Source organism: Arthrobacter sp. Bz4, from assembly GCF_003075455.1.
GTDB lineage: Bacteria > Actinomycetota > Actinomycetes > Actinomycetales > Micrococcaceae > Arthrobacter_D.
The window spans coordinates 1-26,487 of the sequence record NZ_QDAE01000027.1 but is presented as its reverse complement, the minus strand read 5'-3'; the positions used below and the strand labels follow the sequence as shown (position 1 = coordinate 26,487).

At 64.9% G+C, this 26,487-nt stretch carries 21 protein-coding genes, 1 tRNA gene and 3 pseudogenes; 5 read left to right on the top strand and 20 right to left on the bottom strand.

What is annotated here, in order from left to right:
- Positions 1 to 548, bottom strand: a pseudogene (locus DDA93_RS16510) (HNH endonuclease); the annotation flags it as partial.
- Positions 549 to 1,083: 535 nt separating this feature from the next.
- A complete protein-coding gene (locus tag DDA93_RS14560; protein ID WP_207771359.1) occupies positions 1,084 to 2,199 on the bottom strand; it encodes an ROK family glucokinase in 1,116 nt (371 codons plus the stop codon).
- Between the two features lie 136 nt (positions 2,200 to 2,335).
- On the opposite strand from DDA93_RS14560, the gene DDA93_RS14555 reads away from it, so the two are divergent.
- Positions 2,336 to 4,144: an AMP-dependent synthetase/ligase gene (locus DDA93_RS14555; protein ID WP_024477546.1), complete on the top strand. Its 1,809-nt coding sequence runs from the start codon at positions 2,336 to 2,338 to the stop codon at positions 4,142 to 4,144.
- A 24-nt stretch (positions 4,145 to 4,168) separates the two neighbouring features.
- Here the strand turns inward: DDA93_RS14555 and DDA93_RS14550 are convergent, their stop codons facing one another.
- The 4 genes from DDA93_RS14550 to DDA93_RS14535 all read right to left on the bottom strand — a co-directional run bounded on the left by DDA93_RS14550 (position 4,169) and on the right by DDA93_RS14535 (position 10,450).
- On the bottom strand, positions 4,169 to 5,569 hold the full coding sequence (locus DDA93_RS14550; protein WP_116779168.1) for a mycothione reductase: 1,401 nt from the start codon (positions 5,567 to 5,569) through the stop codon (positions 4,169 to 4,171).
- The gene (locus DDA93_RS14545; protein ID WP_237742178.1) at positions 5,566 to 6,267 is read right to left on the bottom strand and encodes a MinD/ParA family protein; all 702 of its coding nucleotides are present in this window, start codon (positions 6,265 to 6,267) and stop codon (positions 5,566 to 5,568) included. The genes DDA93_RS14550 and DDA93_RS14545 overlap by 4 nt, the downstream gene beginning before the upstream one ends.
- Positions 6,268 to 6,464: 197 nt before the next feature.
- Positions 6,465 to 6,953, bottom strand: coding sequence for a hypothetical protein (locus DDA93_RS14540; RefSeq protein ID WP_116779166.1), 489 nt, complete (start codon positions 6,951 to 6,953; stop codon positions 6,465 to 6,467).
- Positions 6,954 to 7,042: 89 nt separating this feature from the next.
- Positions 7,043 to 10,450: a pyruvate carboxylase gene (locus DDA93_RS14535; protein WP_116779165.1), complete on the bottom strand. Its 3,408-nt coding sequence runs from the start codon at positions 10,448 to 10,450 to the stop codon at positions 7,043 to 7,045.
- A gap of 311 nt (positions 10,451 to 10,761) precedes the next feature.
- On the opposite strand from DDA93_RS14535, the gene DDA93_RS14530 reads away from it, so the two are divergent.
- A complete protein-coding gene (locus DDA93_RS14530; protein ID WP_024477544.1) occupies positions 10,762 to 11,598 on the top strand; it encodes a ParA family protein in 837 nt (278 codons plus the stop codon).
- A 127-nt stretch (positions 11,599 to 11,725) separates the two neighbouring features.
- Here DDA93_RS14530 and DDA93_RS14525 read toward each other — a convergent pair whose 3' ends face one another.
- The 5 genes and pseudogenes from DDA93_RS14525 to gcvH all read right to left on the bottom strand — a co-directional run bounded on the left by DDA93_RS14525 (position 11,726) and on the right by gcvH (position 14,775).
- Positions 11,726 to 12,319: a MerR family transcriptional regulator gene (locus DDA93_RS14525; protein WP_019481370.1), complete on the bottom strand. Its 594-nt coding sequence runs from the start codon at positions 12,317 to 12,319 to the stop codon at positions 11,726 to 11,728.
- A gap of 195 nt (positions 12,320 to 12,514) precedes the next feature.
- A complete protein-coding gene (locus tag DDA93_RS14520; RefSeq protein ID WP_116779164.1) occupies positions 12,515 to 13,021 on the bottom strand; it encodes a bifunctional nuclease family protein in 507 nt (168 codons plus the stop codon).
- A gap of 9 nt (positions 13,022 to 13,030) precedes the next feature.
- Positions 13,031 to 13,779, bottom strand: a pseudogene (locus DDA93_RS14515) (MerR family transcriptional regulator).
- 10 nt (positions 13,780 to 13,789) lie between these two features.
- Positions 13,790 to 14,284: an FHA domain-containing protein gene (locus DDA93_RS14510; protein ID WP_024477542.1), complete on the bottom strand. Its 495-nt coding sequence runs from the start codon at positions 14,282 to 14,284 to the stop codon at positions 13,790 to 13,792.
- Between the two features lie 104 nt (positions 14,285 to 14,388).
- Entirely contained in the window at positions 14,389 to 14,775 is a 387-nt protein-coding gene (gene gcvH / locus DDA93_RS14505; RefSeq protein WP_116779163.1) for a glycine cleavage system protein GcvH, read from the bottom strand.
- Between the two features lie 136 nt (positions 14,776 to 14,911).
- On the opposite strand from gcvH, the gene DDA93_RS14500 reads away from it, so the two are divergent.
- Complete coding sequence (locus DDA93_RS14500; RefSeq protein ID WP_019481375.1) at positions 14,912 to 15,958, top strand: ATP-dependent DNA ligase; 1,047 nt, start codon at positions 14,912 to 14,914, stop codon at positions 15,956 to 15,958.
- Between the two features lie 18 nt (positions 15,959 to 15,976).
- Here the strand turns inward: DDA93_RS14500 and ligD are convergent.
- From ligD to DDA93_RS16505, 4 genes and pseudogenes are all read right to left on the bottom strand, one after another.
- Positions 15,977 to 16,998 (bottom strand): annotated as a pseudogene (gene ligD / locus DDA93_RS14495) (non-homologous end-joining DNA ligase).
- Positions 16,999 to 17,085: 87 nt separating this feature from the next.
- Complete coding sequence (locus tag DDA93_RS14490; RefSeq protein ID WP_116779162.1) at positions 17,086 to 17,616, bottom strand: DUF4395 domain-containing protein; 531 nt, start codon at positions 17,614 to 17,616, stop codon at positions 17,086 to 17,088.
- Positions 17,597 to 18,040: a thioredoxin family protein gene (locus DDA93_RS14485; RefSeq protein ID WP_024477539.1), complete on the bottom strand. Its 444-nt coding sequence runs from the start codon at positions 18,038 to 18,040 to the stop codon at positions 17,597 to 17,599. Before DDA93_RS14485 ends, DDA93_RS14490 begins: the two co-directional genes overlap by 20 nt.
- A gap of 122 nt (positions 18,041 to 18,162) precedes the next feature.
- Positions 18,163 to 19,785, bottom strand: coding sequence for a polysaccharide deacetylase family protein (locus DDA93_RS16505; RefSeq protein ID WP_207771358.1), 1,623 nt, complete (start codon positions 19,783 to 19,785; stop codon positions 18,163 to 18,165).
- 638 nt (positions 19,786 to 20,423) lie between these two features.
- On the opposite strand from DDA93_RS16505, the gene DDA93_RS14475 reads away from it, so the two are divergent.
- Both DDA93_RS14475 and DDA93_RS14470 read left to right on the top strand, forming a co-directional pair.
- Complete coding sequence (locus tag DDA93_RS14475) at positions 20,424 to 21,125, top strand: type 1 glutamine amidotransferase domain-containing protein (RefSeq protein WP_116779160.1); 702 nt, start codon at positions 20,424 to 20,426, stop codon at positions 21,123 to 21,125.
- A gap of 262 nt (positions 21,126 to 21,387) precedes the next feature.
- The gene (locus DDA93_RS14470) at positions 21,388 to 21,678 is read left to right on the top strand and encodes a hypothetical protein (RefSeq protein ID WP_116779159.1); all 291 of its coding nucleotides are present in this window, start codon (positions 21,388 to 21,390) and stop codon (positions 21,676 to 21,678) included.
- 79 nt (positions 21,679 to 21,757) lie between these two features.
- On the opposite strand, the gene DDA93_RS14465 is transcribed toward DDA93_RS14470, so the two are convergent.
- The 5 genes from DDA93_RS14465 to DDA93_RS14445 all read right to left on the bottom strand — a co-directional run.
- Positions 21,758 to 21,831: transfer RNA gene (locus DDA93_RS14465), tRNA-Pro, on the bottom strand.
- Positions 21,832 to 21,994: 163 nt separating this feature from the next.
- Positions 21,995 to 23,539 (bottom strand): ribosome biogenesis GTPase Der, encoded by a 1,545-nt coding sequence (gene der, locus DDA93_RS14460; RefSeq protein WP_019481386.1) that lies wholly within the window; start codon positions 23,537 to 23,539, stop codon positions 21,995 to 21,997.
- An 18-nt stretch (positions 23,540 to 23,557) separates the two neighbouring features.
- Positions 23,558 to 24,268 (bottom strand): (d)CMP kinase, encoded by a 711-nt coding sequence (gene cmk / locus DDA93_RS14455; RefSeq protein ID WP_024477537.1) that lies wholly within the window; start codon positions 24,266 to 24,268, stop codon positions 23,558 to 23,560.
- Entirely contained in the window at positions 24,250 to 25,362 is a 1,113-nt protein-coding gene (locus tag DDA93_RS14450) for a prephenate dehydrogenase (protein WP_116779158.1), read from the bottom strand. Before DDA93_RS14450 ends, cmk begins: the two co-directional genes overlap by 19 nt.
- Positions 25,363 to 25,365: 3 nt before the next feature.
- Positions 25,366 to 26,487 (bottom strand): pseudouridine synthase (locus DDA93_RS14445; RefSeq protein WP_133185555.1); only part of this gene is annotated, 1,122 nt, incomplete at its 5' end.

Below are 26,487 nucleotides of genomic sequence, written 5' to 3'. Positions count from 1 at the left end.
ACCACCGCCCACGCATGACGGCGCGATAACCTGCCATCCTCCAACGCGGTCAGGGTGGCCCGGTAATCGCGGACCAGCAGCTCACTATGGTCAAGCAGGGAACCAGCAGTGCGCTCCGGCAGACGCAGGGCCGCACCGATCTCCGACGCAGCCAGGGCATGAACACGGTCCAGGTCTTCGACCCAGGGGTGTTCCTCGGCCATCAGGTCATAAAGATGGGTGGCCGCTTTGGCTTCCTGCGCATCGACCCAGGACCGCAACGCTGAGAGCGTCTTGAGTAGGTTCATGGTCTGGTCAGCGTTCAACGTCACCATCGCCGCGACCGATACCTGGCCAGACAACGGCACCGGAGCCCCCGGACCGGTCGGAGCGGTCCAGCTCGCTTCCCCGCCCAGCGGACCGCCCGGACCGTACCCACCCGCATTCCCCGAAGCAGTGTTCGAGGACCCGCTCTCGAAGACGGAACCGGGGCCAGAATCCGGGCCAGAACCGGGGCCGGTTTCGGGGGAAAATCCCGATCCGGGAGCAGAAGCGTCGCTGCCTTTCATATCTTTATTCCATCATCGCCCACTGACAAAATAGGGGCCGATTCAGGGTCACCCGAAAAACTTTTTCAACTATTTTTCGGGCCCACAGAACCATCACCGGACCGCCCCCTGGGCACCCGCTGCACCGAGAGATGCAGCGCATCAAGGTCCACGAGTCCGCTGGAGTCCACCGGTTGCAGCAGTGTACTCAGCGAAGCAGGGCCCGATAAAGCCGAACTTGGGGACACCGCGACTTGGCTGGCGGCCAGGGCTTTCTTCTTTCGGTCCTAGTGCCGTTCCCAAAGGACACTTCCCATCGTGATCACCATGCTAGACCGGTAGCCCAAAGGTACTCAGACCCCTGCAGCGTCCCGATGATCGAGATGATCAGGAGTATTCCGGCAAGTACAAAGAGCGCCCATCGTCCGGTGCTCATTGCGGTTCCACTCAAAAGAGTCGATGCGTCTTGCAGTTTCAGCCGTTCATAGTTGCGCAACGCAACCAATAGCCTGCCGCTTATCGCTCAGGAGGACAGGAACGCCTAAGAAGCCCCGTTCTAGTTCCGGCCAGCGCGCCCGCGGCTCAACCGTGGACTCAACCTGGAGAGATCCGCCGCCCCCACCAACCCGGCAGAAGGCCCCAACGCTGCAGCTTCCACCCGCGCAGCCGGGCGGAACCCTCGACCCGTCAGGTTGCGGCCAAAAGCTCGCCGGGCCGGTTCCAGCAGCACATCTCCGGCAGCACCCAGTCCGCCGCCCACCACAAAGGTTCCCGGGTCCAGCGCAGCAGCCAGGTTGGCGAGCCCAAGCCCGAGCCACTGCCCGACGTCGTCGACCAGTTCCCGGCTCGCCGGGTCTCCTTCCAGCGCCAGCTTGGTGACGACGGCCCCGGTGATGAGCTGCGGGTCGCCGTCGACCTCCCTCAACAATGCCTGGGCTACCGGGGAGTTGGCGGTCGCAAGCTCCCGCGCCTCCCGCCCCAACGCGTTGCCTGAGGCGTACTGCTCCCAGCATCCCCGGTTTCCGCATTCACAGCGGTGACCCTGCGGCACGATGATCTGGTGGCCAAACTCCCCAGCCACCCCGAAACGTCCCCGCTCCAGGGCGCCGTCCATGATCATGGCTCCGCCGATGCCGGTGCCCAGGGTGATGCAGACCAACCGGCTCTCCCCCTGGCCTGCACCGAACCGCCATTCGGCCCACGCGGCGGCGTCGGCGTCGTTGACCACGGTCACCCTCCGCCGAAGGATCCGCTCCAGATTGTGGCGTAGGGGCTCATTGCGCCACGCCAGATGGGGGCTGAAGAGCACGGTCCCGTTGGTCAGGTCCATCCAGCCAGCGGCGCCGATCCCCACCGACCGGATCCGGTGGCCCACCGACAGCTCGGCTACCAGTTCAGCGATGATCGCTTCGACGTGCCTCGGATCGTTCCCGGGCGTATCCCTGCGGGCTTCGGCGAGGATGTTGCCGTGGATGTCGACGACGCCGGCTGCCACCTTGGTCCCACCAATATCGATCCCGATCGCAAGCCCACGGCGCAGGAACGTGGGCGAAACTGGGTAGCCAGCGGTGAAGCCAACAGGCCGCCGTCGGGCACCCAGACCCCCGCCACCGGGGGCGCGGAGCTGACCCCGCAGCCGGGGCACTGCCGGGGCGTCCGTCTGCCTGATCATTGGTTGTCCTCCGCTGGATTGCCATCGGCGTTGCCCTACCGTTACCGATTCGTACATTACTGGAGAGTATTAACGTCGGTTGAACCTATAGGCTAATGAAATCCAGCAAGTTTTGGAGATATCAAAGGAGATAGTCGTGCGCGAATACAGCGTCCCCGTAATGGTGGACACGCCCCGTGACAGTAATATCACGGAGCTGGTTGTCAAACAGGCTGCAAAGCCGTCCAACCCAGCGTTGTTCTCCAAAAAGGACAACGCCGGAGAGTGGCAGAACATCCAGGCGACTGAATTCCTCGCTGACGTCCAGCTCCTCGCAAAAGGCCTGATGGCCAGCGGCGTCCAGGCCGGCGACCGCGTGGCGATCATGGCTCGCACCCGGTACGAGTGGTCGCTGGTGGACTTCGCGATCTGGTTTGCCGGAGCCATCTCAGTACCCGTCTACGAAACCTCATCACCCTCACAGGTGGGCTGGATCCTTGAGGATTCGGGCGCGGTCGCTGCCTTCGTCGAATCGGCCCGCCATGAGAACGTGGTGCGCCAGGCGGCAGCCGCAGCGAACATCCCCGGTGTTCAGCACGTGTGGCAGCTGGACAACAACGGCCTGGATCCCCTGCGCGGCGCCGGTACCGACATCGATGATCAAGCGCTGGAAGACCGCCGTCGGACCGCGGGGCTCGACGACGTCGCCACCATCATTTACACGTCGGGCACCACAGGCAAGCCCAAGGGGTGCGAGCTGACGCACGGGAACTTCGTCGAGCTGTCGGTGAACGCCGGGGCGGCACTCCCCGAGGTAGCCCACGAGGGTGCCCAGACCATCATGTTCCTCCCCCTGGCCCACGTATTCGCCCGGTTCATCTCCGTGTTGTGTGTGTCTGTCGGCGCAACCGTGGCCCACACCCCCGATGTCAAGAACCTGCTCCCGGATCTGCAAAGCTACAAGCCGTCCTTCATCCTCGCCGTCCCCCGCGTGTTCGAGAAGGTCTACAACAACTCGATGCTCAAAGCCGAGGACGGCGGCAAGGGCAAGATCTTCCACGCCGGCGCCAAGGTGGCCATCGAATGGTCCAAAGCCGACCAGGCCGGCAAGGTACCGCTGGCGCTCAAGGTAAAACACGCGGTCTTTGACCGGATCCTCTTCAGCAAGATCCGCGAAGCCATGGGCGGCCGCGTGGAGCATGCCGTCTCCGGCGGCGCACCACTGGGCGACCGGCTGGGCCACTTCTTCCACGGCATTGGTCTGATGGTTCTCGAGGGGTATGGCCTCACCGAGACCACGGCACCGATCACCGTGAGCACACCGAAGAAGATCAAGATCGGCATGGTCGGGGCGCCGCTTCCCGGCAACGCAGTGAAGATTGCCGACGACGGCGAAATCCTCGCCAAGGGCGTCTGCGTGATGCGCGGCTACTACAAGCGCGATGATCTCACCGAAGAAGCCTTCGCCGACGGCTGGTTCCGCACGGGCGATATCGGCGAGCTGGATGGCGACGGGTTCCTGAAAATCACCGGTCGCAAGAAGGAAATCATCGTCACCGCGAGTGGCAAGAACGTCATCCCTGCACAGCTGGAAGACACCATCAGATCCAACGCCCTGGTATCGCAGTGCGTTGTCGTCGGCGATCACCGGGCCTTCATCTCGGCCCTGATCACCCTTGACGAAGAGGCTCTGCCGGGCTGGCTTGAGCGCCACCAGCTACCCAAGAACACCACCGTGGCTCAGGCCGCCGAACACCCACTGGTTACCGCCGAAGTGCAGCAACTGGTGGATCAGGCCAACGCGAATGTCTCGCAAGCCGAGTCAATCAAGGCGTTCAGAATTGTGGCCACCGACTTCACCGAGACCAGCGGGCACCTGACCCCATCCCTGAAGATCAAGCGGGCCCAGGTCCTGAAGGATTACTCCTCGGTGGTCGAGGGCATCTACTCGGCCCCTCGCGCCTAGCGCAGCCGGAGATCGGTAGCTGACTTACCCGGTCTTCAGGGACAGTAGAGCGTTCTCGACTACTTCCGTGAGGGCCGGGTGAATCCAGTACTGTCCGCTGGCCATGGTCTGGGCATCGAGTCCGAAGGACATCGCCTGGATGACCGGCTGGATGATCATCGACGCCTCGTGGCCCATGATGTGGGCGCCGAGAATCATGCCGGTGCGTTGGTTGGCGATCAGCTTCACAAAACCGGTGGTGTCCTCCATCGCCCAGCCGAACGCCGTCGACCCGTATTGCTGGACGGAAACAGTGATCTCAAAGCCTTCAGCCTCGGCCTTCGCCAGTGCTTCAGCTTCGGTCAGGCCGACAACCGCTACCTGAGGGTGCGTGAACACCGCCGCCGGAACAAACCGGTGGTCACTGGTGCGCAGACTGCCAGGATGGATCAGGTTGTGCGAGACGACCCGCGCCTCATGGTTGGCGACGTGTTTGAGCTGGAACCGGTTGCTGACGTCACCCAGGGCCCATAGCCCGTCGATAGGCGAACCGTCGCGGAGGACCCGCTGGTGTCCGTCCACGACCAGGCGACCCTCAGTATCGAGATCGAGCCCGACGTCGGCGGCTCCCAACCGGTCGGTGTTCGGCACCCTGCCGATGGCCACCAGCACGACGTCGACGTCCAGTTCCTGACCTTCGGGTCCGTCGATTACCGCGTGCACGGATCCGTCGTCGTTGGCGGTCAGTGAGGCGACGGTGTGATTGAGGATGACGTCCCACCGGCGAAGCGCCTCCGCGGTGAACGCTTCCGAGACGGAGTCGTCGAGGGTACGTAACAGGCTGCCGGAGCGGTTAACCATGGTGACAGCTGAGCCAAACGCGCCGAAGATGTGAGCGAATTCGGCGGCAATGTAGCCGCCGCCGATGATGAGGATCCGCGCCGGCAACTCATCCAACCGCATGATGGTGTCCGAGGTATGCACCTGCGGAAGGGTGATTCCCGGAATGTCCGGTAGCACCGCCCGTGATCCCGCTGCGATGACGACCTGGTCCGCGTGGATCTCCTCGCCCGTCGCGGTGACGAAGGACTTCTCCCCCGTGAACCGCACGTATTCCTGGTACAGGGTGACGTTGTCCAGCTCGTCTGCCCGGTATCGTCTGCCGTCCCGGGAAATCGCGTCGATCCGGGAGAAGATGCGGTCCCTGATGGTCCTCCACCTGACGTCGCGGAGCTCAAGGTCGACACCGAGTGACTGCGCCTCTTGTGCCCCGGTGGCCAGTTCGGCAGGAAAGACGAACATTTTCGTCGGTATACAGCCGACGTTCAGGCAGGTCCCGCCGAACACGCCGCCGTCGATCAACGCCACTTTTCGGTCATCCCAGTCGGGGGTGATCAGGCTGTTGCCGGAACCGGAACCGACTATCGCCAGGTCGTAGTGAGTCACTGCAGTTCGTCGACGACCAGCGCCGCAAGTTCGACGACAGCATCCCGCGTTGCCGGTTTCAGCCGGGCCAGGTCCACCTGTGAACCTTCTGCCAGATGACGGTCGTAGGGAATGCGGACAACGGTGCTGACTCGGGACCGGAAGTGCTCTTCGATTTCGGTCACGTTCACCTGGGTTCCGTTCCCGGAAGACAGGTTGATCACGACGATGGCACTAGCCACCAGGTCGTGGCGTCCGTGTGCCTCGAGCCAAGACAGGGTTTCGGAAGCCAGCCGGGCCTCGTCCACACTTCCACCGGAAACCAGCACGACGGCGTCGGCCTTCTCGAGGGTTCCCTTCATCACCGAGTGCACCATGCCGGTGCCCGAATCGGTCAGCACAATCGAGTAGTAGCGACTCAGGATATCGGTGACCGCGCGGTAGTCGGCGTCGTCGAATGCCTGGGCGATTGCCGGGTCCGTATCGGAGGCCAGCACATGCAGCCGGGACCCTTCGCGAGCCACATAGCTGGAGAGCTGGGCGAAGGAATCCACCATGAACCGGTTCTGCACCAGCTGGCGGGCTGTGAAGTCGGCCTTGCCGGGCGAACGGTCGGAGAGCGTCCCCCGGTCCGGGTTGGCGTCCATCGCAATAATGCGGTCTTCGCGGACCTGGGCCAGCGTCATGCCAAGCAGCGTGGTGACAGTGGTCTTTCCCACCCCGCCTTTCCGCGACAGCACGGGAACATAGCGGGTGCGCTCCCCCAACCGCACCGAAATCCGGTGCTCCAGTGCGCGGCGGATCCGGACGGCGTCAGAATCGCCGAGGTTCAGATAGCCAAAGCTCAGCGTATGGAGAAGCTTGCGCCAGCCGTCAACAGGGGGACGCTTCGTTACCTCAAGGAGCCGCTCAGCCGTCAGTGAGGCGGCGGTTTCAGGACCGGTTTCCTTCTGCCGGCGGGCGCTGCGCGCTTCAGTGGTCTCAGCGGCTGGCCGCTCGACCGGGGGCGTGGCAGTAGCGAGGGGAACCAGCCCGCAAGATCCGCCGCCGGCTCAGACGCCGCAGAAACTGTAGACGTCGCGGAAACTGAAGGCATCGCAGGAGTTACCGGCGCCTTAGCCGCAGGCGCGGCCAGCACCGACTGCACCGCGGATGGCAGTGCCGGGGCGTCGGCGTTCCCGAGGGGCAGCGCCGAGGTGTAGTCGACCGGAAGGCCGGTCAACGCTCCATGATCGGTCGCCAACTCGTGGTCAACCGATCCTCGACCCTCGGAATCACGACCCACGGAGACGGAAGCATCCGCGTTGTCCTCGGCGTGAGGAGAATCAGTCTCCGGTAGGTCGGACTGGGAGTCGTCGGATGGGTCAATGTCCGGGCCGGTACCGGACGGATCTTGCGGGGCCATAGTTCCTCACAGGTTCGAAGATGGCGCGCCAAATGCGCCGTGGTCTCCAGCCAAACACTAGCGCACCAGACCCCGCACGGCCGTACCGGCTAGGCGGTCTCGATCACCATCAGCAGATCCCCGCCCTGCACCTGGGAGACGGCGTCGACGGCGATCCGCTTGACCGTGCCTGCCACCGGCGAGGTGATTCCGGCTTCCATCTTCATCGCTTCGATCGTGGCGATCGTCGCGCCCTGCTCGATGGTGTCCCCCTCGGCAACCGTGACGGTGACAGCACCGGCGAAAGGCGCAGCGATCTGGCCCGGCGCCGACTTGTCCGCCTTCTCCGCCGCCTTGACATCACTGTGGATGCTGCGGTCACGCACGACGACGGGCCGCATCTGCCCGTTCAGCGTGCACATCACCGTGCGCATCCCCTTCTCATCAGGCTCCGACACCGCGCTGAGGGTGGCGATCAGCCGGACACCCTTTTCGAGCGGGATGACGTGCTCACTGCCCTGCTGCAAGCCATACAGGTAGTCGCGGGTGTCCAGGACCGAGACGTCGCCGTAGGTTTCCCGGGTGGCCAGGAAATCCTTGGTGGGGCCGGCGAACAGCAACCGGTTGAGGGTGGCGCGTCGGACTTTCGAATCCCCGGTCAGCGCAGCCAGGTCCTCGGCACTGATCTCCGCGTCGCGGACCTTGATTTCGCGGCCCTGCAGGGCCTTGGTACGGAAGGGCTCTGGCCACCCGCCGGGAGGATCCCCGAGTTCCCCGCTGAGGAAACCGATCACCGAATCGGGGATGTCGTAGTTTTGCGGATTCTCCTCGAAGTCGGCGGGATCCACGTTGGTCCCCACCAACTGCAACGCGAGATCCCCCACCACCTTCGACGACGGGGTGACCTTCACGAGCCGCCCAAGTATCCGGTCCGCCGCCGTGTACATGTCCTCGATAGCTTCAAACCGTTCCCCGAGGCCCAGGGCGATGGCCTGCTGGCGAAGGTTGGACAGCTGGCCGCCCGGAATCTCATGCCGGTACACCCGACCTGTAGGTCCTGGCAGCCCCGACTCGAACGGGGCATACACCCGGCGGACCGCTTCCCAGTAGGGTTCCAGCGAGCAGATATCCGCCAGCGAAATCCCGGTATCCCGTTCAGTATTGGCCAGGGCCGCGACCAGGGCCGACGCCGAGGGCTGGCTCGTGGTCCCCGCGAGGGAGGCGCTCGCGACGTCGACGGCGTCCACTCCCGCGTCCACAGCGGCGAGCAGCGTGGCCAGCTGGCCACCGGCGGTGTCGTGGGTGTGGAGGTGAACGGGCAGGTCAAAACGCTCACGCAGGGCAGTGACGAGCTGGGCGGCTGCCGCTGGCCGCAGCAGGCCGGCCATGTCCTTGATCGCCAGGATGTGGGCGCCCGCGTCGACGATCCGCTGCGCCAGCTCGAGGTAGTACTCCAGGGTGTAGAGCTTCTCCTCGGGGTCGAGCATGTTGGAGGTGTAGCAAAGGCCAACCTCGGCCACCGCGGTACCGGTTGCACGGACCGCGCGGATGGCCGGTTCCATCTGGGAGACGTCATTGAGTGCGTCGAAGATCCTGAAGATGTCGATGCCGGTCTCGGCTGCCTCCTTCACGAAGGCCTCGGTGACCTCCTCGGGGTACGGGGTGTAACCGACCGTGTTCCGGCCTCGCAGCAGCATCTGCAGGCAGATGTTTGGCAGTTCCTTGCGCAGGGCTGCGAGACGCTCCCACGGTTCCTCACCGAGGAACCGGAGTGCGACGTCGTACGTGGCACCACCCCACGCCTCAACGGACAGCAACTGGGGTGTCCGGCGGGAGACGGCGTCGCCGGCGGCCACCAGGTCACGGGTGCGGACCCGGGTGGCGAGCAGCGACTGGTGCGCGTCGCGGAAAGTGGTGTCGGTGACGGCGACGGCTTTCTGGGCGCGGAGCTCGGCAGCGAACTTCTCGGGACCGAGTTCCTGCAGCCGCTGACGCGACCCCGGCCCTGGGGGCGCCTCGCCCTCACCAGCAACGGGCAGCTTGTCGGCGGGGTCGATTTCCACGAGCCGCTCACCGTGGGGCTTGTTGACTGTCACATCTGCCAGCCAGGTCAGCAGCTTGGTCCCGCGGTCTGCGGAGACCCGGGCGGTGAGCAGTTCGGGGCGTTCGTCGATGAAGTTGGTCGCGACGTCGCCGGCGATGAAGTCGGGATCGTCAAGGACGGCCTGCAGGAAGGAAATGTTGGTCGACACCCCTCGGACCCGGAATTCGGCCAGGGCGCGTCGGGCCCTGGTCACGGCCGACTTGTGATCGCGACCACGGCAGGTCAGTTTCACCAGCATCGAATCGAAGTGCGGACTGATTTCAGCGCCCGCGTAGACGGTGCCGCCGTCGAGCCGCACCCCGGCGCCGCCAGCGGACCGGTAGGCGGTGATCTGTCCGACGTCGGGCCGGAAACCGTTGGCGGGGTCCTCGGTGGTGATGCGGCTCTGCAGGGCAGCACCCCGCACCTGGACGCTGTCCTGGCTCAGGCCAAGGTCCGCGAGGGACTCACCCGCGGCGATGCGCAGCTGCGCCTGCACCAGGTCGACGTCGGTGATCTCCTCGGTGACCGTGTGCTCCACCTGGATGCGGGGGTTCATCTCGATGAAGACATGCTGACCCGCCCGCTCCCCCACCGTGTCGACGAGGAACTCGACGGTGCCCGCGTTGACATAACCCAGGGCGGTGGCGAAAGCGACCGCGTCCCGATGCAGGGCCTGCCGGATGCCCTCATCAAGGTTCGGAGCTGGAGCAATCTCGATGACTTTCTGGTGCCGGCGCTGAATGGAGCAGTCCCGCTCGAACAGGTGCATCACATTGCCCTGCGCGTCCGCGAGGATCTGCACCTCAATGTGGCGGGGACGGAGCACCGCCTGTTCCAGGAACATGGTCGGATCACCGAACGCGGAGTCGGCTTCCCGCATGGCAGCCTCGAGGGCCTCGGGCAGCGCCTCCCGCTTGTCGACGCGGCGCATTCCGCGACCGCCACCGCCGGCAACCGCCTTGGCGAAGATGGGAAACCCGATCTCGTCAGCCGCGGCGATCAGCTCGTCCAGGTCGGCGCTCGGCTGGGATGACTTCAGGACCGGGATGCCTGCCTTGCGGGCGGCCTCCAGCGCGTGGACCTTGTTGCCCGCCAGTTCCAGCACATCGGCTGGCGGTCCGACGAAGGTGATGCCGGCCTTTTCGGCGGCCCGGGCGAGTCCCGGGTTTTCCGACAGGAAACCGTAGCCCGGGTAGATGGCGTCACACCCGGATTCCTTGGCGACGCGCACAATTTCGTCTACGTCCAGGTAGGCGCGGACCGGGTGACCCTCTTCACCAATGAGGTAAGCCTCGTCTGCCTTCTGCCGGTGGATCGAGTTGCGGTCCTCGTACGGGAACACAGCAACCGTCTTTGCCCCCACCTCAAAGCCAGCCCTGAAGGCGCGGATGGCAATCTCGCCACGGTTTGCTACCAGAATCTTCGAAAACATTGCTCTCCTGCGTCCGTGCATCTCACCAATGGATACGTGCGTCCGTGTCCTGCATCACGGCAATCCTCACCCTACCGCGCTGTGACGTCGACCTCTTAACCTTTCTCAACATCTGACCGGCGTCCCGGGCACCGCTGACTTCGGAACCCCTACCGCTCACCTATGATGGAACGGTAGGTCGACCGCCATTGATGCGGAACTGACCAAACCCAGACGAAATAGGGGCCGCCGGCTCAAACTGCGGCCCAGGATTCCCGCTGGCGCGACGTCCGGCAGCCGCGCACACGAGATGTTAGGTATTGGTTTAACAAGTGCAAGTAGTGAGCATCAGCAGCCTCAAGGGCGGTGTCGGCAAGACGTCCGTGACTCTCGGATTGGCCTCGGCAGCGCTTGCCGCTGGAATCCCGACCCTGGTCGTTGATCTGGACCCGCATGCTGACGCCACCACCGGTCTGGGTGTGAGATCCGCTGATCAACTCGATATCGGCCGTCTGCTGAAGATTGCGCGTCGCGGCGACCTCGGAGCCAACGTGGTGCCCAGCGGTTGGGTGGCTTCGGCCATCCAACAGAACCCGCCGTTGTCGGGGAAGGCACCTGTTCTCGACGTCGCAGTGGGCTCCGCCTACTCGGGTATTTACGACCGACCAGATCTGGGACGGCGGGATCTGCGACGGCTCACCACCCTGCTGTCGCGTCTGGAGGGTTATGGGCTGGTCCTCATCGATTGCCCGCCATCCCTCAACGGGCTGACCCGGATGGCGTGGACCGCCAGCAACCGGGTGCTGCTGGTCGCCGAGCCGGGCCTGTTCTCGGTGGCAGGCACAGAGCGGACCATGCGGGCTATCGAGCTGTTCAAACGAGAATTTGCGCCGAATCTGTCCACCGCAGGGATTGTCGCCAACCGGGTACGTCCCGGTTCGAACGAGCACGCGTTCCGCCTCGCGGAAATGCGCCAGATGTTTGGTGATCTCCTATTGAGTCCCACCATTACTGAGCAGGCGAACTGGCAGCAGATCCAGGGTGCCGCCCACTCGGTGCACCATTGGCCGGGCGAATCGGCGCGCAATGCCGCCGGCTACTTTGATGAGTTGCTGAAAAACCTGGTGGATTCCGGCCGGCTGAGAAGCCGGGTGGCCCGACGCGCCTGAGGGAACGAGGTGGCTCTCGCCTGGCTCAGGTGGCTCTCGCCTCATTCGAAGGGGCCTCGCCTGGCTCAAGTGGCTCTCGCCTGCTCGAAGGGGGCCTCGCCTAATCTATGGGTGGGTTAGCTCGGCCCTAGCTGATCTTGCGGGTGGCCCGGCGCTTGCTGAGTTCATCGTCGGGGAAGTCCTGATCGGCTGCGTGTTCACTGGGGAGGGCCGCGAGGCTGCCTTCCACCTCACGCCAGACCTTGCCGACAGCAATGCCAAATACGCCCTGGCCACCCTGGACCAGGTCGATAACTTCCTCGGCCGAGGTGCACTCGTAGACGCTGGCGCCGTCGCTCATCAGGGTGATCTGGGCTAGATCCTCGACGCCGCGTTCTCGGAGGTGCTCAATTGCGGCGCGGATCTGCTGGAGGGAGACGCCTGTGTCGAGCAGTCGTTTGACGACCTTCAGTACCAGGATGTCCCGGAAACCGTACAGTCGCTGGGTGCCCGAACCGGAGGCGCCTCGGACTGCTGGTTCCACGAGGCCAGTCCGGGCCCAGTAGTCGAGCTGGCGGTACGTGATGCCGGCCGCTTTGCAGGCAGTGGGGCCGCGGTAGCCAGCATCTTCATCAAGGACGGGGAGATCTTCGGTGAACAGCAGGCCCTGCGCACTGGCCGGGATCCCGGATCCGGACGCAACCGCGTTGGAACCCGTGCCGGCGTCGCCTTTCGGACTCACGTGCTGCCTCCTCGTTCTGATAACCGTGGGAATACTTGGACGGTAGGCACTGGGCACGCACCGGATTCTCAGGGTTTGCTCTCAAGTCTGCCCTGAGTTAATGGGTAGTGCAATGAAACCGTATGCTTCGACGTTAGATCGCCGGGCACTCCAGGTCAAAGATGCAGGGCATAAAGAGTCTGGCGTGTCGGAACCTTAACGTTCGAAATCCTCGGGTTCCACGTCGGCGAGGAACTCGCGGAACTGGCGCAACTCCCGTTCGGCATTGACTGGTGGCGCAGCGGGAGTATCGTCGTCGTCGTCAGCTGCCTCGGTGATCTCCACGCCCGCCTCGTCCAGGACAGAGACGGCGCAGTAGATGGGGCAGGGGACGCGGAGGGCGACCGCGATGGCATCGGATGCGCGCGAGCTCACCGCCGTGCCGTCGTCGAACACCAGCTCTGCGTGAAAAACGGTATCTTCGACGGAGATCAGCCGGACCTGGCTGATCTCGCGGCCGAGGGCGCTGACCACGCTGACGAGGAGGTCGTGGGTCATGGGCCGGGGCGGGACAATGCCTTGCTGAACGAAGGCGATTGCGCTGGCTTCCGGGGCGCCAATCCAGATCGGGATGTGGCGTTCCCCCTTGGTTTCCTTCAGCAGCACCAGGGGCTGGTTGGAGGGCAGTTCGATTCGGACTCCGACGACTTCTACTTCAAGCATTGCGGCCCCCTAGCTATCCATGCGGGAAATGTGGCCCTGTACCAACGCTGTGTGCAGGTTCAGGCACAGCTCGCTGATTTCGCGGGCCATTTCGGCGGCGCGTGCCTTGGAGGCCACGTCCCGACGGGAAGCGACGGGTGTCACAACCCGCTCAACGAGGCCCAGTTCGCGGTCAGCTGCGGCGCGGAAAGGGCGGAGGTGCCGGGGTTCGATCCCGTGGCCCTCCAGCAATACGCATGCCCGGGTGACGCGGAGGGCATGTTCGTCAAAGCGGCCGTCAACCGGGGCGATCAGGCCAAAGCCCACCAGATCGAGCACCAGGCATGCCTGGCGCCGGCCTCGGCCGTCAGAGTTTCGAGGGTCAGGGAGCGGGTGTGGGAGTGCAGGTCGCGGGACATCTGGTCCGAGACCATCCGCGGGGACAGGGTCATACCGCCGGGCAGCGATTCCGGCTTCTCACCGCGGTCGATCGCGTCCACGTAGTCCTTGATGACCTTCAGCGGCAGGTACTGGTCCCGCTGCAGTGCCAGCACAAAGCGGAGGCGCTCCACATCATGCGGCGCGTACTTCCGGTATCCGGCCCGGGTGCGCTGAGGGGAGATCAGCCCTTTTTCCTCCAGGAACCGGATTTTGGACGCAGTGATCTGCGGGAAGTCCCCGGACAGTTCGGTGAGGACCTCGCCGATGTTGAGCACATTGCCGTGGACTCGTTCTGGTGCGAGTCCTACGGTGCGCCGAGCTGGCTGGGGTGAGGGCATGCAGCGGGACCTATTCCTGTCCGAGAGGCTGAACTGGTGACTGCTGTGGCGCTGCTGTCCGGGCACTGTAGAAGGTCAGGCGGAACTTGCCAATCTGGATTTCGTTGCCGTTGCGCAACGCAACCTTGTCCACCCGGTCGTTGCTGACGTAGGTGCCGTTGAGGCTACGGGTATCCAGCACGGTGAATCCGGTGTCGGTCCGCTCAAACTGGGCGTGCTTGCGGGACACCGTAACGTCGTCGAGGAAGATATCAGCGTTGGGGTGGCGTCCGACCGTTGTCACGTCCTGGTCCAGGAGGAAGCGGGCGCCGGAATTGGGGCCGGTATGAGCCACGAGCAAGGCAGAGGTGCTGGGCAGCGCGGCGACCGCCGCCTGCTCTTCCGGGGACAGCTTTGGGTCCACTGCGGTGGGGGCTAGCGCCGGGATCCCAATTGTGGTGGTCTCCGGCGACGGAGCCTGATTTTCTCTTCCGCCATACGTGGCCGCGTTCTCGTTGCCAACCATGGTGTTCCTCCCCAAAATATGTGGCCAACCAGTCGAACGACCGGTTGGCCACCGTGTCCTTGCAACGGTGATCTTGCCTAGTTGTGCCGGACGAGCCGGTACCCCTAGCCTACCTGCTGTGAGTAATCCGATGAACTCAGAAGCTCATCCACGACGGATGGATCGGCGACCTTGATTTCAAGGAGCCACCCCTCACCGTAGGGATCAGAGTTGATGAGCGCGGGATTGTCCTCAAGGGCCTCATTTCGGGCCACCACCTCACCGGTCACGGGCGCGTAGATGTCGCTGACGCTCTTGGTGGATTCCACCTCACCGACGACGTCGGCCGCGGTCACCGGCGAGCCGGCCTCCGGCATCTGGACGTAGACGACGTCGCCCAGAGCGTCCTGCGCGAAGTCCGTGATGCCGACGCGGACCACACCGTCGGTACTTCGCGGGGTCACCCATTCGTGCTCAGCCGTGTAGTGAAGGTTATCTGGAACGTTGCTCATGGGCAGCCTTTCGTCGTACTCCGGTGTGACTGGGCGCGACGTCCGCTGGATGCCACTGATCGAGTATAGGCATAGTGATTGGACGATGGGCAGGGGTGGACTACCCTCAGCTCGCCGAGTGAGGAAAGATCGGTTCATGACCGATCTCCCCTTCCCCGTTCAGCCCATGCTCGCCAAAGCCGTCAGCGATGTGCCCGAGCCGGACAGTGTGGCTGGCGGCCTGCTGTACGAACCGAAATGGGACGGATTCCGAGCCATCATCCACCGCGATGGCGACACCCTGGAGATCGGCAGCCGCGGGTCGAAGCTGCTCACCCGGTATTTTCCGGAACTGGTTGAGGCGCTGAAGGTGTCCCTTCCGGAGCGCTGCGTGGTCGACGGCGAGATTGTGGTCCGCACCGGCTCCCCCGGCAATGAGCGGCTGGACTGGGAGGCGCTGTCGCAGCGCATCCACCCCGCCGACAGCCGGGTCAGGTTACTGGCCGAGGAAACACCCGCCTCGTTCGTCGCTTTCGATCTGCTGGCTGCTGGGTCGAAGGATCTGATGAGCTCACCGTTCGCTGAGCGTCGGGCCGCCCTGGAGGGCATTGCTGGTGCGTTCGCTGCCCCTGTCCATGTGTCTCAAACCACCGACGACGTAGAGCTCGCCCGCCGCTGGCTGGTCGAGTTTGAGGGAGCTGGACTCGACGGCGTCGTCGCCAAGCCGCTGGACGCCGGATATGAGCCTGGCAAGCGCCGCATGCTCAAGATCAAGCATCACCGCTCCGCCGACGTCGTCGTCCTCGGTTACCGGGTGCACACCAGCGGCGCCGGTGTCGGGTCCCTGCTGCTGGGGCTGTACGACGACGGCGAACTGCGCAATGTGGGCGGCGCGTCGGCGTTCACCAACAAACGCCGGCTGGAGCTGGTCGATGAGCTGGCGTCCGACGTCGTGCGCGATGCTTCAGGTGAGCCTGTCCGTGGGGAAACCGATCGAAGCCGGTTCGCTTCCGGCAAGGATGTGTCCTTTGTGCGGCTGCACCCGCGGCGGGTGATGGAGGTGCGCTATGACCAGATGGAGGGCTCGCGCTTCCGTCATACGGCCCAGTTTTCCCGGTGGCGGCCGGACCGCGACCCCGAGTCCTGCACCTTCGACCAGTTGGAGGTCCCGGTGGCGTATGACCTGAATGAGGTCCTCGCCTAGAGAATAAAACCCGAGAACCTACTTGTCCTTCTTCGCTCTGCTGGGCTGGACGCGGGAGGGCTCGCCCGGCATCTTCGGGTAGTCCGGCGGGAAGGGTAGCTCGCCGAGACCGGAGTCGAGGTCGCGCTGCCACCAGTCGAGCAGTTTGTCGATGGTGCCGGGCTTTTCGTGGAAGCTGGCCCACGGATCGCCGACGGTTTTAAGCCGTTCGGGCACCGTGAGGACGGTGAAGTTCTTCGGGTCGGCGCTCTCCAGCTCCTCCCACCCAATCGGGCAGGAGACCGGTGCGTGGGCCAGGGCCCGCGGACTGTAGGCACCGGCGATGGTGCGATCCCGGTTGGCCTGATTGAAGTCGACAAACACCTTCTCCCCACGTTCCTCTTTCCACCACGCGGTGGTGACGGCGTCGGGCATGCGGCGTTCCAGTTCGCGGGCTGCCGCGATCACCGCATGGCGGACGTCGAGAAACTCCCGGACCGGCTCGATCGGGGCAAAGACGTGGAGCCCCCGGTTGCCGGAGGTTTTGATGAAGGCGTTGAGTCCGGCCTCCTCGAGCACCTTGCGCAGTTCGATTGCGGCGGGGACGGCGTCGTCGAAATCGGTTCCCGGCTGGGGATCCAGGTCGATGCGCAACTGGTCAGGGTTGTCGGAGTTCTCGGCCCGTGACGGCCAGGGGTGGAAAACGATGGTGTTCATTTGGGCTGCCCAGACGGCGGCGGCACGTTCATCGATGACGAGTTGCGGGTGGGATCGGGCGCTCGGGTAGATCACGGGCACGATCGGATGTAGTCGGGTGCACCCTTGGGCGGGTTCTTGGAGAAGAACTGTTCGCCGTCGATCCCGTCCTTGAACCGCTGCAGGGCGAGGGGGCGGTCACCGTTGGCAGCGACGAAGGCCTCCCCCACCTCGACCAGGTATTTGGCGAGGTCGAGCTTGGTGATACCGAGATCGGGCCAGAGCACCCGGCTGGGACTGGAGATCCGCACGTCGCGGGTGCCGTGGGGTCCGTCAACGGACAGGACTGTTGCCTCAGATGCCATGGCTCCAACATACTCCGGGGTACCGGCCTTGTCCGCTGAAGGTGTCAGGACCGGTCGTGAGACGGTGATTCGTTTGAGCTGCCTCGCTCAGGCGCCGGCGAGTCCGCCTCGTGGCCGGATGAGCCCGGCCTGCGCCAGGACCAGGTACAACTGGCAGCCGAGGCACAGTCCGAACGCTGCGTTCAGGAACGCGGCGACGAACGCGGCACCTCCGGCGATTGGAAGCGCCCATGGGACGGCCGCGAGGTGCAGCAGCAGTCCCATCGTCACCACAATGAAGCCGACCACCTGAGCAAAACGTGGCAGTCGAGGGTCTTCACGATCGACCGGCGGTGTGAGCCGGGGGCTGAGAACCTTGCGGAACAGCACGCCCCAGAGAGCGGTTCGTGGGGACGTGAAGCCCCAGGCGAACAGGAAGGCGGTGCTCGCAAGCATCATGAACCCGGGGTCGGACACCCTTTCCGCGAGACTCATGCTCGGAGTCGCGTCCGCCGTCAGGAGAGCGAAGAAGGTGCCGACCAGCAGCAGGCAGGCCGTCAACGCGGCCGCGAACCGTGGGCCACGAGGGTCAATACCGGGGAGAGGTGTGGTCGAGGGGTTATGAGGCAAGGCGGTCATCGCCGGGTCCTTCCAGGGTGTCAATTTCGGCACGGATGGACGCCACTGATACCGCGCCCGCGTAGCGTGCAGCGACATCGCCGTTCGGATTGACGACGAGCACGGTAGGGGTTTGCATCACCTTCAGCCGCGAGGCGAGATGTGGCCGGTGGGTGAGGTCGACGTCGGTGTACACGACGCCGTCGTAATCCCTGACCGTGTTGGTGAGGGCCCGTCGTACGCCAGGGCAGCGGGAGCAGTAAGCGGTGCTGAACTGGACCACTGTCGCGCGTTCGCCCAGGACCGCGAGGTCCACGTCCGCCGGGGCGATCTCCCCCACCTGCACGGAGCGCTTGCCGCCAGACCGGTGACGCATGGCCAGTCCGATGCCGAGGGCACCGAGGACCAGCACAACGACGATAGCGGCGGCCACGAAAGGGTTCACTCTTCTAAGATACGACCGCATACCCCGGACTGAACCTGGCGGCGTCACAGTTCGTCGTATGCACACCGCCGAGGGAGGCTACAAGTCGGCCGGGTGACGCGGACCGGTGATGCGGCACTCCATCAGTCCAGCAGAGCCTCCACCGTGACGAAGCCGTAGCCCCTGGCGCGCAACCCTTCGATGATGCAGGGCAGGGCGGCGGCGTCGAGGGTGGTGCCGTCGTTCGGGTTGGAACCCACGTGCATCAGAACGATCTGGCCGGGACGGGCCGTGTTCAGGACCCGCTGGCACACAATCGAGGCGGTGATGCCGCCGGATGTCCCTCGCCAGCCCAGCGTGTCCACCGTCCAACGGAACGGAACGTAACCGAAACCGTTGACGACGTCGATGTCGAGCTGGGTCCGATCGCCGTAGGGGAACCGGAAGTAGGGCATGGTCGTCTTGCCGGTGAGCGGCCAGATGGCGGCCTCCGCTCGCGCCAGTTCGAGCCGGATGGCCTCGTTGGTGAGCTGCGAGAAATGCGGGTGGGTGTTGGAGTGGTTGCCGACGGGGTATCCGTCAGCTGCCATGGCGCGCACGCTGGCAGGATATGCACGCGCGAACTGGCCGGTCACGAAGAAGGACGCCGTCGCGTCATACCGGTCGAGAGTGTTGAGGATGGAGGTCACCCCCGCATTGGAGGCACCGCCGTCGAAGGTGAGGGCCACGACGGGGCGCGTCGTGGGGAAGGTCTCCCAGTCGGTGTCATCCCATCTGGTGGGGACGGATGGCCATGGCACGAATGCGGCGTTGGGCCCGCTGTACTTCGCGGGATAGGCATACAGGGCGCCGTCCGTCCGCACCGCCCAGATCGTCTGGGCGCGAGGATCGAGCTGAGTGGCGAAGATCTTTGGGAAGGCGGACCACCCCGTTCCGATCTGTGTCATGGGGAACGATGTGCCGCTGGACGTGGCGGCATAGAGGCGCAATCTGGCCTCGCTGTCCACAACGAGCAGGTCAGAGCGGCCGTTCTTGTCCCAGTCGCCCGCTCCCACGACCTGGCGCATGGGGAGCCAGCCTCCACCCAGTCTGATACGGGGAAGGAAGCTACCGGTGCCGTTGGTCGGGTAGACGTGCATGAAGCCGGCCTTGTCGGTGGCCGCGACAGCGGGATACCCGTTGACGGACTGCTGCACCGGCGTCCACGTCCGCATGCTCAGCCAACCATGGCCGATCTGGCGCGCAGCGAGAAATCCACCCGAGCCGTTGCCGGGGTACAGCATCAACCGCCCGTCCTTGAAGCGTGCGATCAGGTCGAGGGCACCGTCACGATTCCAGTCCACGCCACCCTGGACGCTCTCGGCGACCAGCCAGCCGTTCCCGATCTGGCGGGGGGACGCGAAACGCTCCCGAGCGTTGGCCGCGTAATAGAGGAGTCGGCCGTCGGACGCGATCAGCATCAGATCGCTGAAGCCGTTGCCATCCCAGTCGCCGACCGAGATCGTGCGTGAGGCCGTCCATCCCCTCCCGATCTGGTAGGGCGCCGAAAAACTGTTGGAGGGGTTGGACGGCAGAGTCTGCGCTGGCAGTGCGGCAGGTGACTCCTCGACGGTCATCCCTGGAGCGGTGTAGGCCGGCGCTGCGACCGCGGTCCCCGTGGGAATCACACCGGTCAGTACGAGCCCTGACACGAGGCCACCCACGATGACGCTCCGCTTCGCAGCCGCCGCGCCCGCACGCCATCTCGCGATGATGCTCCCGCTCATGATTTTGCCCTTACCTCTCGAGTCGCAAGTTGAGGGACTTTCCTGCTCATCTGCTATCTAACTCCGTTGGGCCCAATTGGATTAGGGTCTTTAGTCCGTGGTCTGCTCACCTCAGCGGTAGCGCCGCGCTACTTCCTCCCAACGTCTTCTCCGCCGCATCTGACGGGGTTCGGTCGAAGACAACGACGCGTCGAACTGGACCCAAGTACGTTGCTCAATAGACACGTTGCTCCATCACCTGGGTCCGGGGCCGGTCACCGTTCGAGTGGTTGAGCGGTGACGGCGGATAACGGGGAATACCCACGTTGCGGGGCTGGTTGTGCGGGGTATGAGACTTCTTCACACGCAGCCCGTACCTGAACTTGGCCTAGCCGCGTGGAGCCGCCTGACCACGCCCGCCTAGTAATCCTGCAGGTCTTCGCAGGCAAACCTTATGCCACCCACTGATTGTGGACGTTGCAAAGCCGGTCCCAGCACCTGCTACGGATAAACCGCACAGGGCTCCCGAGAACGCCCCCACAGACTAGACCGCCCTCACCGCATGACCCCTCAAAAGAACCCGTACGGGGGTCCAAGCACAGGTTCCTTTTACAGGTCCGTGCGTGGGCCTACCTGCTATCACAAAGGAGAAAAACACCATGGCAAAGATTCTGATGGTCGTTTCGGCCGCTGATTCCCTGACGATGAAGGACGGTAGTCAGCACCCTACCGGGGTGTGGGCCGAGGAACTGGTGGTTTCCCACCGGACCCTCCTCGGCGCCGGACACACGGTCCACATCGCCTCCCCTGGCGGGGTGAAGCCGACGTTCGACCAGGTCAGCCTCGCCCCGGAAATGGCCGGAGGGCAGGAGAAAGTCGATGAGTTCCGGGAGTACATCACCTCCATCGACGATGAACTATCCGCAACGCTGGTCCTCGCCGAAGTGGACGCCGCGATTTACGACGCTGTGGTCCTGCCAGGCGGGCACGGCCCGATGGCTGACCTGTTTCAGAACGAGGACCTTGGCCGCATCCTGATCGCCGCCAACGACAGCGGGCGAATCATCGCTCCGTTCTGCCACGGTCCTGCCGGATTGCTCAGTGCAGTGGACGGAAACGGAAGGTTCGCCTTCGAGGGCCGGCGGATGACCGTGTTCACCAACAAGGAGGAGTTATCCGGGGGAACCGGGGAGAACACTCCGTGGTTCGTGGAGACCGCACTGCAGGAGCAGGGCGCCGTAGTGGAGCTGGGCCCTGACTGGTCATCCTTCGTGGTGCGCGACGGCAACCTGATTAGCGGCCAGAACCCCCAATCCAGCCACGACGTCGCCCTCGCCGTCATCAACGCCCTAGCCGAATAAGCCAATCACCGCAGGCGGCGGATAGGGCGCCGTCTGCGGTAAACACCCTCTAAGAGCAGTAGATGTCCGATTTCGCCGCCAAAAAACTGCTCCGGCAAGGCCGCGGCCGGAGCAGCATCGAAGACGCCGAAGGACTGCGCCGAATCCCCCGCACCGCCTCCTAACCCCTCGGGCGCCGACACATCAGCCGCAACGCCAGACCTTCGGTGGTGCCTCAACCCGGGAGACCCGCCTGTCATTGGCCGGGGCTATCCTCGTGCCCATGGGGCATAAGTTTCACGGCGACAGCTGGGGCCTGGCTCCCGGTGCCCGCAACTGGCGGCGGCCCCTGCAGGTGAATGCACCTGACCCGGCGGACGTGCATACCACCAAGGCAACGATCCCGCTGTGGACCGACCTTACCTACGCTGACGGCGACACAGCCACGGTCAAGGCCTTCGCCCTCGGGTGGACCGACGCAGCCGTCCGCATCCAATGGGTTGAGAAGAGCCTCGCCCGGTACGTCTGGGTGGATGCCAGTAAGGTGCGTCGGCGGGTTCTGGAACGAAAATAGTCCCGGCGCAGATAACCCACGGGCAAAGAAAAACCCGCCGATCCGGGCTGCAAAGCCTAGATCGGCGGGTTTTTCGCTGTCGGGATGACAGGATTTGAACCTGCGACCCCTTGACCCCCAGTCAAGTGCGCTACCAAGCTGCGCCACATCCCGATTGGCCGGCCAATGAAGGCCGAACCACCTGAAGAATCCTATCGCATGCCAGGCCTCCGGACGAACCAGACGAGCCGTAAACAGGTTTCTCAGGTAAAAACGGCCACCGGGCCAAGGATTGCCGCTAGGAAGCGGCAATCCTGACCCTGAGGGTCGTTCCTTGCTACTTCTTCTTGCCGCGCTTCTCGCGGACCCGCATGGCGACCTCGATGGGCGTTCCCTCGAAGCCGAAGGTCTCCCGCAAGCGACGCTGGATGAACCGGCGGTAGCCCGGATCCAGGAACCCGGTGGTGAAGAGGACGAACTTCGGCGGACGCGAGGAGGCCTGCGTGCCGAAGAGGATCCGGGGTTGCTTTCCACCGCGGACCGGGTGCGGGTGGGCAGCAACCAGCTCGCCGAGGAACGCGTTGAGGCGTCCGGTCGGGATCCGGGTGTCCCACGATTCGAGGGCCTGGTCCAGGGCCGGGGTGAGCCGGTCCTTGTGCCAGCCGGTCAGCGCCGAGATGTTCACGCGGGGCGCCCAGTCGACATGGGCCAGGTCCTGCTCGATCTCGCGCTCCAGGTACTTGCGGCGCTCGTCGTCCATCAGGTCCCACTTGTTGAACGCCAGCACCAGGGCACGGCCGGACTCCATGGCGAGGTTGAGGATTCGGATGTCCTGTTCGCTGAGCACCTCGTCCACGGCCAGCAGCACCACTGCCACCTCGGCCTTTTCCAGGGCCGACTGGGTCCGCAGCGACGCATAGAAGTCGGCGCCCTGTGCCATGTGCACACGGCGGCGGATGCCTGCGGTGTCCACGAACCGCCAGACACGGCCGTCGAGCTCAATCATTTCGTCGACCGGGTCGCGGGTGGTTCCGGCCAGCGGATCCACCACTACCCGGTCGCTGCCTGCGAGCTTGTTCAGCAGCGAGGACTTGCCGACGTTGGGGCGGCCGATCAAGGCAACCCGACGAGGACCGCCGGAGCGTTCCAGTCCGCCGTGCGCCGAGAACTTCGGCAGCACCTCGAGCGCCTGGTCCAGCATGTCGCCGGTCCCGCGGCCGTGCAGGGCCGAAACGGGCCAGGGCTGGCCGAAGCCGAGACCCCACAGGGTGGCGGCGTCGGCTTCATTCTGGATGTCGTCGACCTTGTTGGCGACGAGAATGACCGGCTTCTTCTTCTTGCGGAGCATCTGCACAATGGCTTCGTCGGTGGCGGTGGCGCCAACGGTGGCGTCGACGACCAGCAGGACAGCGTCGGCCATGTCGACGGCGATCTCGGCCTGGTCGGCGACCCGGGCGTGGATGCCACGGGCGTCGTGCTCCCAGCCGCCGGTGTCCACGAGGGTGAACCCGCGACCGTTCCAGGTCGCTGAGTACATGACCCGGTCACGGGTGACGCCGGGGGTGTCTTCGACTACCGCTTCGCGGCGGCCGAGGATGCGGTTGACCAGGGTGGACTTGCCGACGTTGGGACGTCCAACGATCGCAAGTACCGGGTCGAGCTGCAGGGGCGCGTCGGGGTCATAGTCCTCGGGCTCCAACGCCAGCAGGGCAGCGTCTTCCTCGTCGAGGTCATAGTCGTCGAGTCCGGCCCGGAGGGACCGCGCGCGGATCTCGGCTTCGTCGTCGTCGATTCCGGCCAGGCGCTCCGCAATCGAGTCCTCGCCGGTCGGCTCAAACTCTTCTGCCCCTTCAATGTCAGGGCGGGCCTGGTTGTCAGTCATGAGTGCATTCCTTCGTTATCAGTGTGCAACGGTTCGAACGACGTCGAGCACAGCCGTGATGGTCTGCTCGAAATCGAGTTCCGATGAATCTACGGTAACCACGCCATCTGCGGCCTGGTGAAAATTGACGACTTTCGAGTCTTTGGTGTCCCTGCCGATGACCTGTTCCTGCAGCTGCGCGTCGGTCTGGGTGCCACCGAGCTGGTCGCCACGGCGGCGCAGGCGGGCGGCCTCGCTGGCGGTCAGCAGGATCCGCACCTCAGCGTCGGGGGCGACCACGGTGGTGATGTCCCGGCCCTCGGCCACGATGCGGTGCCCCGAGTCGGCGATGATCTGCCGCTGACGGCGGATCAGTTCGCTGCGGGCGCCCAGGGTGGTGGCCACCGCCGAAACGGCCTCGGAGACGCGCGGTTCGCGGATCGCGGCGGTGACATCCTGACCACCGACCGTCACTGACTCGGCGTCGGGACGGGTGCTGATATCCAGCTCGATCGTGCGGGCGGCGTGTTCGACGGCGGCGCCGTCACCCAGGTCCACCCCTTCCGCGAGGCAATGCCAGGTGACTGCCCGGTACATGGCACCGGTGTCCAGGTAGGCGGCATGGAGTTGACGTGCAGCCTCACGGCTCACGCTGGACTTACCGGACCCGGAGGGCCCGTCGATGGCGACGACAAGGGACTTGCCGATGCGGAATAAGGAATGGGGGGTGTTCACTGGACCACTTTCCATCCGTTGGCGGTAAGGAATTCAAGGAGATCGTGCCGTTTGCCGGGCACCACCGAAATTTCGGCCATACCCACCTGACGCCCGGGCGAGTGTTCCAGCCTCAGGTCCTCAAGGTTAATGCCGGCGTCGCCAATCTCGGTGAGGAGCCGCGCAATCTGCCCCGGCACGTCATCGACGAGCACCGTCATGCGGGCGAACGCTTCGGGCGGGGTGCCATGCTTGCCGGGGATGCGGGCCTGGCCCACGTTGCCCTCGGAAATCAGCTGGGCCATGTCGAGGCGCGAGCCTGCCCCCGTGGGATTCTCAAGGGTGCCGATCAAACGGTTCAGGTCCTCGCGCACCCCATACAGGATCTCCACCAGACGGTCCGCGTTCGCGGAGAGGATCTGCACCCAGAGCCGTGGGTCGCTGGCGGCAATCCGGGTCACATCGCGCAACCCGTTGCCGGCCAGGGCCAGCGCGTGGGGTGGTGAATCCTGCAGCCTGCTGGCCACCAGCGAGGAAAGGACCTGCGGTAGGTGGGAGATCAGCGCGACCGACTGGTCGTGATCCTCGGCGCTCATGCGCGCGACGACGGCGCCCAGATCGATGGCCAACGCTTCGGCGGTGCGGATGGCCACGGCGGTGCTGTGCTCTGAAGCGCAGACCACCCACGGCATGCTGGTGAACAGTTCGGCGCTGGCGGCAACCGGCCCGGATTTCTCCCGGCCAGCCATCGGGTGGGTCCCCACGTAGCGGCCTAGCGCCGTGTCGTCGACGACGGTGGTCAGGTGGTCAAGCACCGAGGCTTTGACGCTGGCAATGTCGACGATGACGGCGTTTGGGTACTCGGTGAGCGCCTTGGCACTCAAGTCAGCCGTGACGTCCGGTGGCGCTGCGATGACGACCAGTTCCGGTTCGAACGTCTCGACCGGGTTCAGGGCCCGGCCCGCGCCAATATCCTCGGCCACAGCTTGGGTGGACGGAGAGATATCGGTGAGGACGACGTCGATCCCACGTGCCTTCAGCCCCAGCCCAATGCTGGCGCCCAAAAGCCCCGTGCCCACTATGAGCACGGGACCAGACAGGTGGGTGCCGCCGTTGTTAACGCCAGGCATGGTTTAGAGTCCCACCGCTGCCAACAGGTGTCCGACTTCCTGGTTGCCCAGGACACGAATGCTGCCCTGGCGCTGGTCGTTGACCCGGATGGGGCCAACCTGGGTGCGGACCAGCCGCTCGACCGGGTGGCCGACAGCTTCGAAGAGGCGACGGACCACACGGTTGCGGCCCGAGTGAAGGACAACCTCCACCAGGATGTGTCCCGGGGTGGAATCGACGAGCCTGAACGAGTCGACGCTGGCGATGCCGTCTTCAAGTTCGATGCCCTCTCGCATCTGCGCGCCGATGCCGTGGGCCATGGGGCCGCGGACCTGCACCAGGTAGGTCTTGGGGACCTCGTAGGACGGGTGGGTGAGGCGGTTGGTGAGTTCGCCGTCGTTCGTCAGGAGCAGCAGGCCCTCGGTGGCGACGTCGAGACGACCCACGTGGAAGAGCCGCTCGTTTTCGTTCTTGTTCTTCAGGTAGTCACTGATGCAGGGACGGCCCTCGGGGTCCTCCATGGTGCAGATGACGCCCTTGGGCTTGTTGAAGACGTAATAGACCAGGTGGTCGTTGAGCTGCAGACGAATGCCGTCAACGTGGATGGCGACCTGGGTGGGATCGACCCGGACACCGAGGTCGGTGACGATGGTGCCGTCGACCTCGACGCGGCCGTCCTCGATCATTTCCTCGCAGACCCGGCGTGACGCCACTCCTGCCGAGGCCATGATCTTCTGCAGGCGCACACCGTCGGGGTTGTGGACGTCGAGGCGATCGACGGGCAGTGCCTTGGGGCCCTGTGCCTTGGGCCGACGGACCGGTCCGAGGCTCTGACCGAAGCGTTCCCTGCCGAAGGCCTTGGGACCGGTTGGCTTCTGTCGGTTGCCGCCCTGCTTGGCGCCGGCCTGCTTGGGGGTGCGGTTGGCGAAGGGACGGCCCTCGCCTGAACCCTCCGACGAACCGCGGTAACCGCCGGTCGCGGGGCGACCGCCAGTGGGGCGACCGCCAGTGGGACGACCGCCAGCGCGGGGTGCACCGTCGCGGGAGTATCCGCCGTCGCGGGGTGCACCATCGCGGGGTGCACCGTCGCGGCCTGGCTTGGCTCGCGCGGCGCTGCCACGGGCTGGTCCCTGACGCTTGGCTCC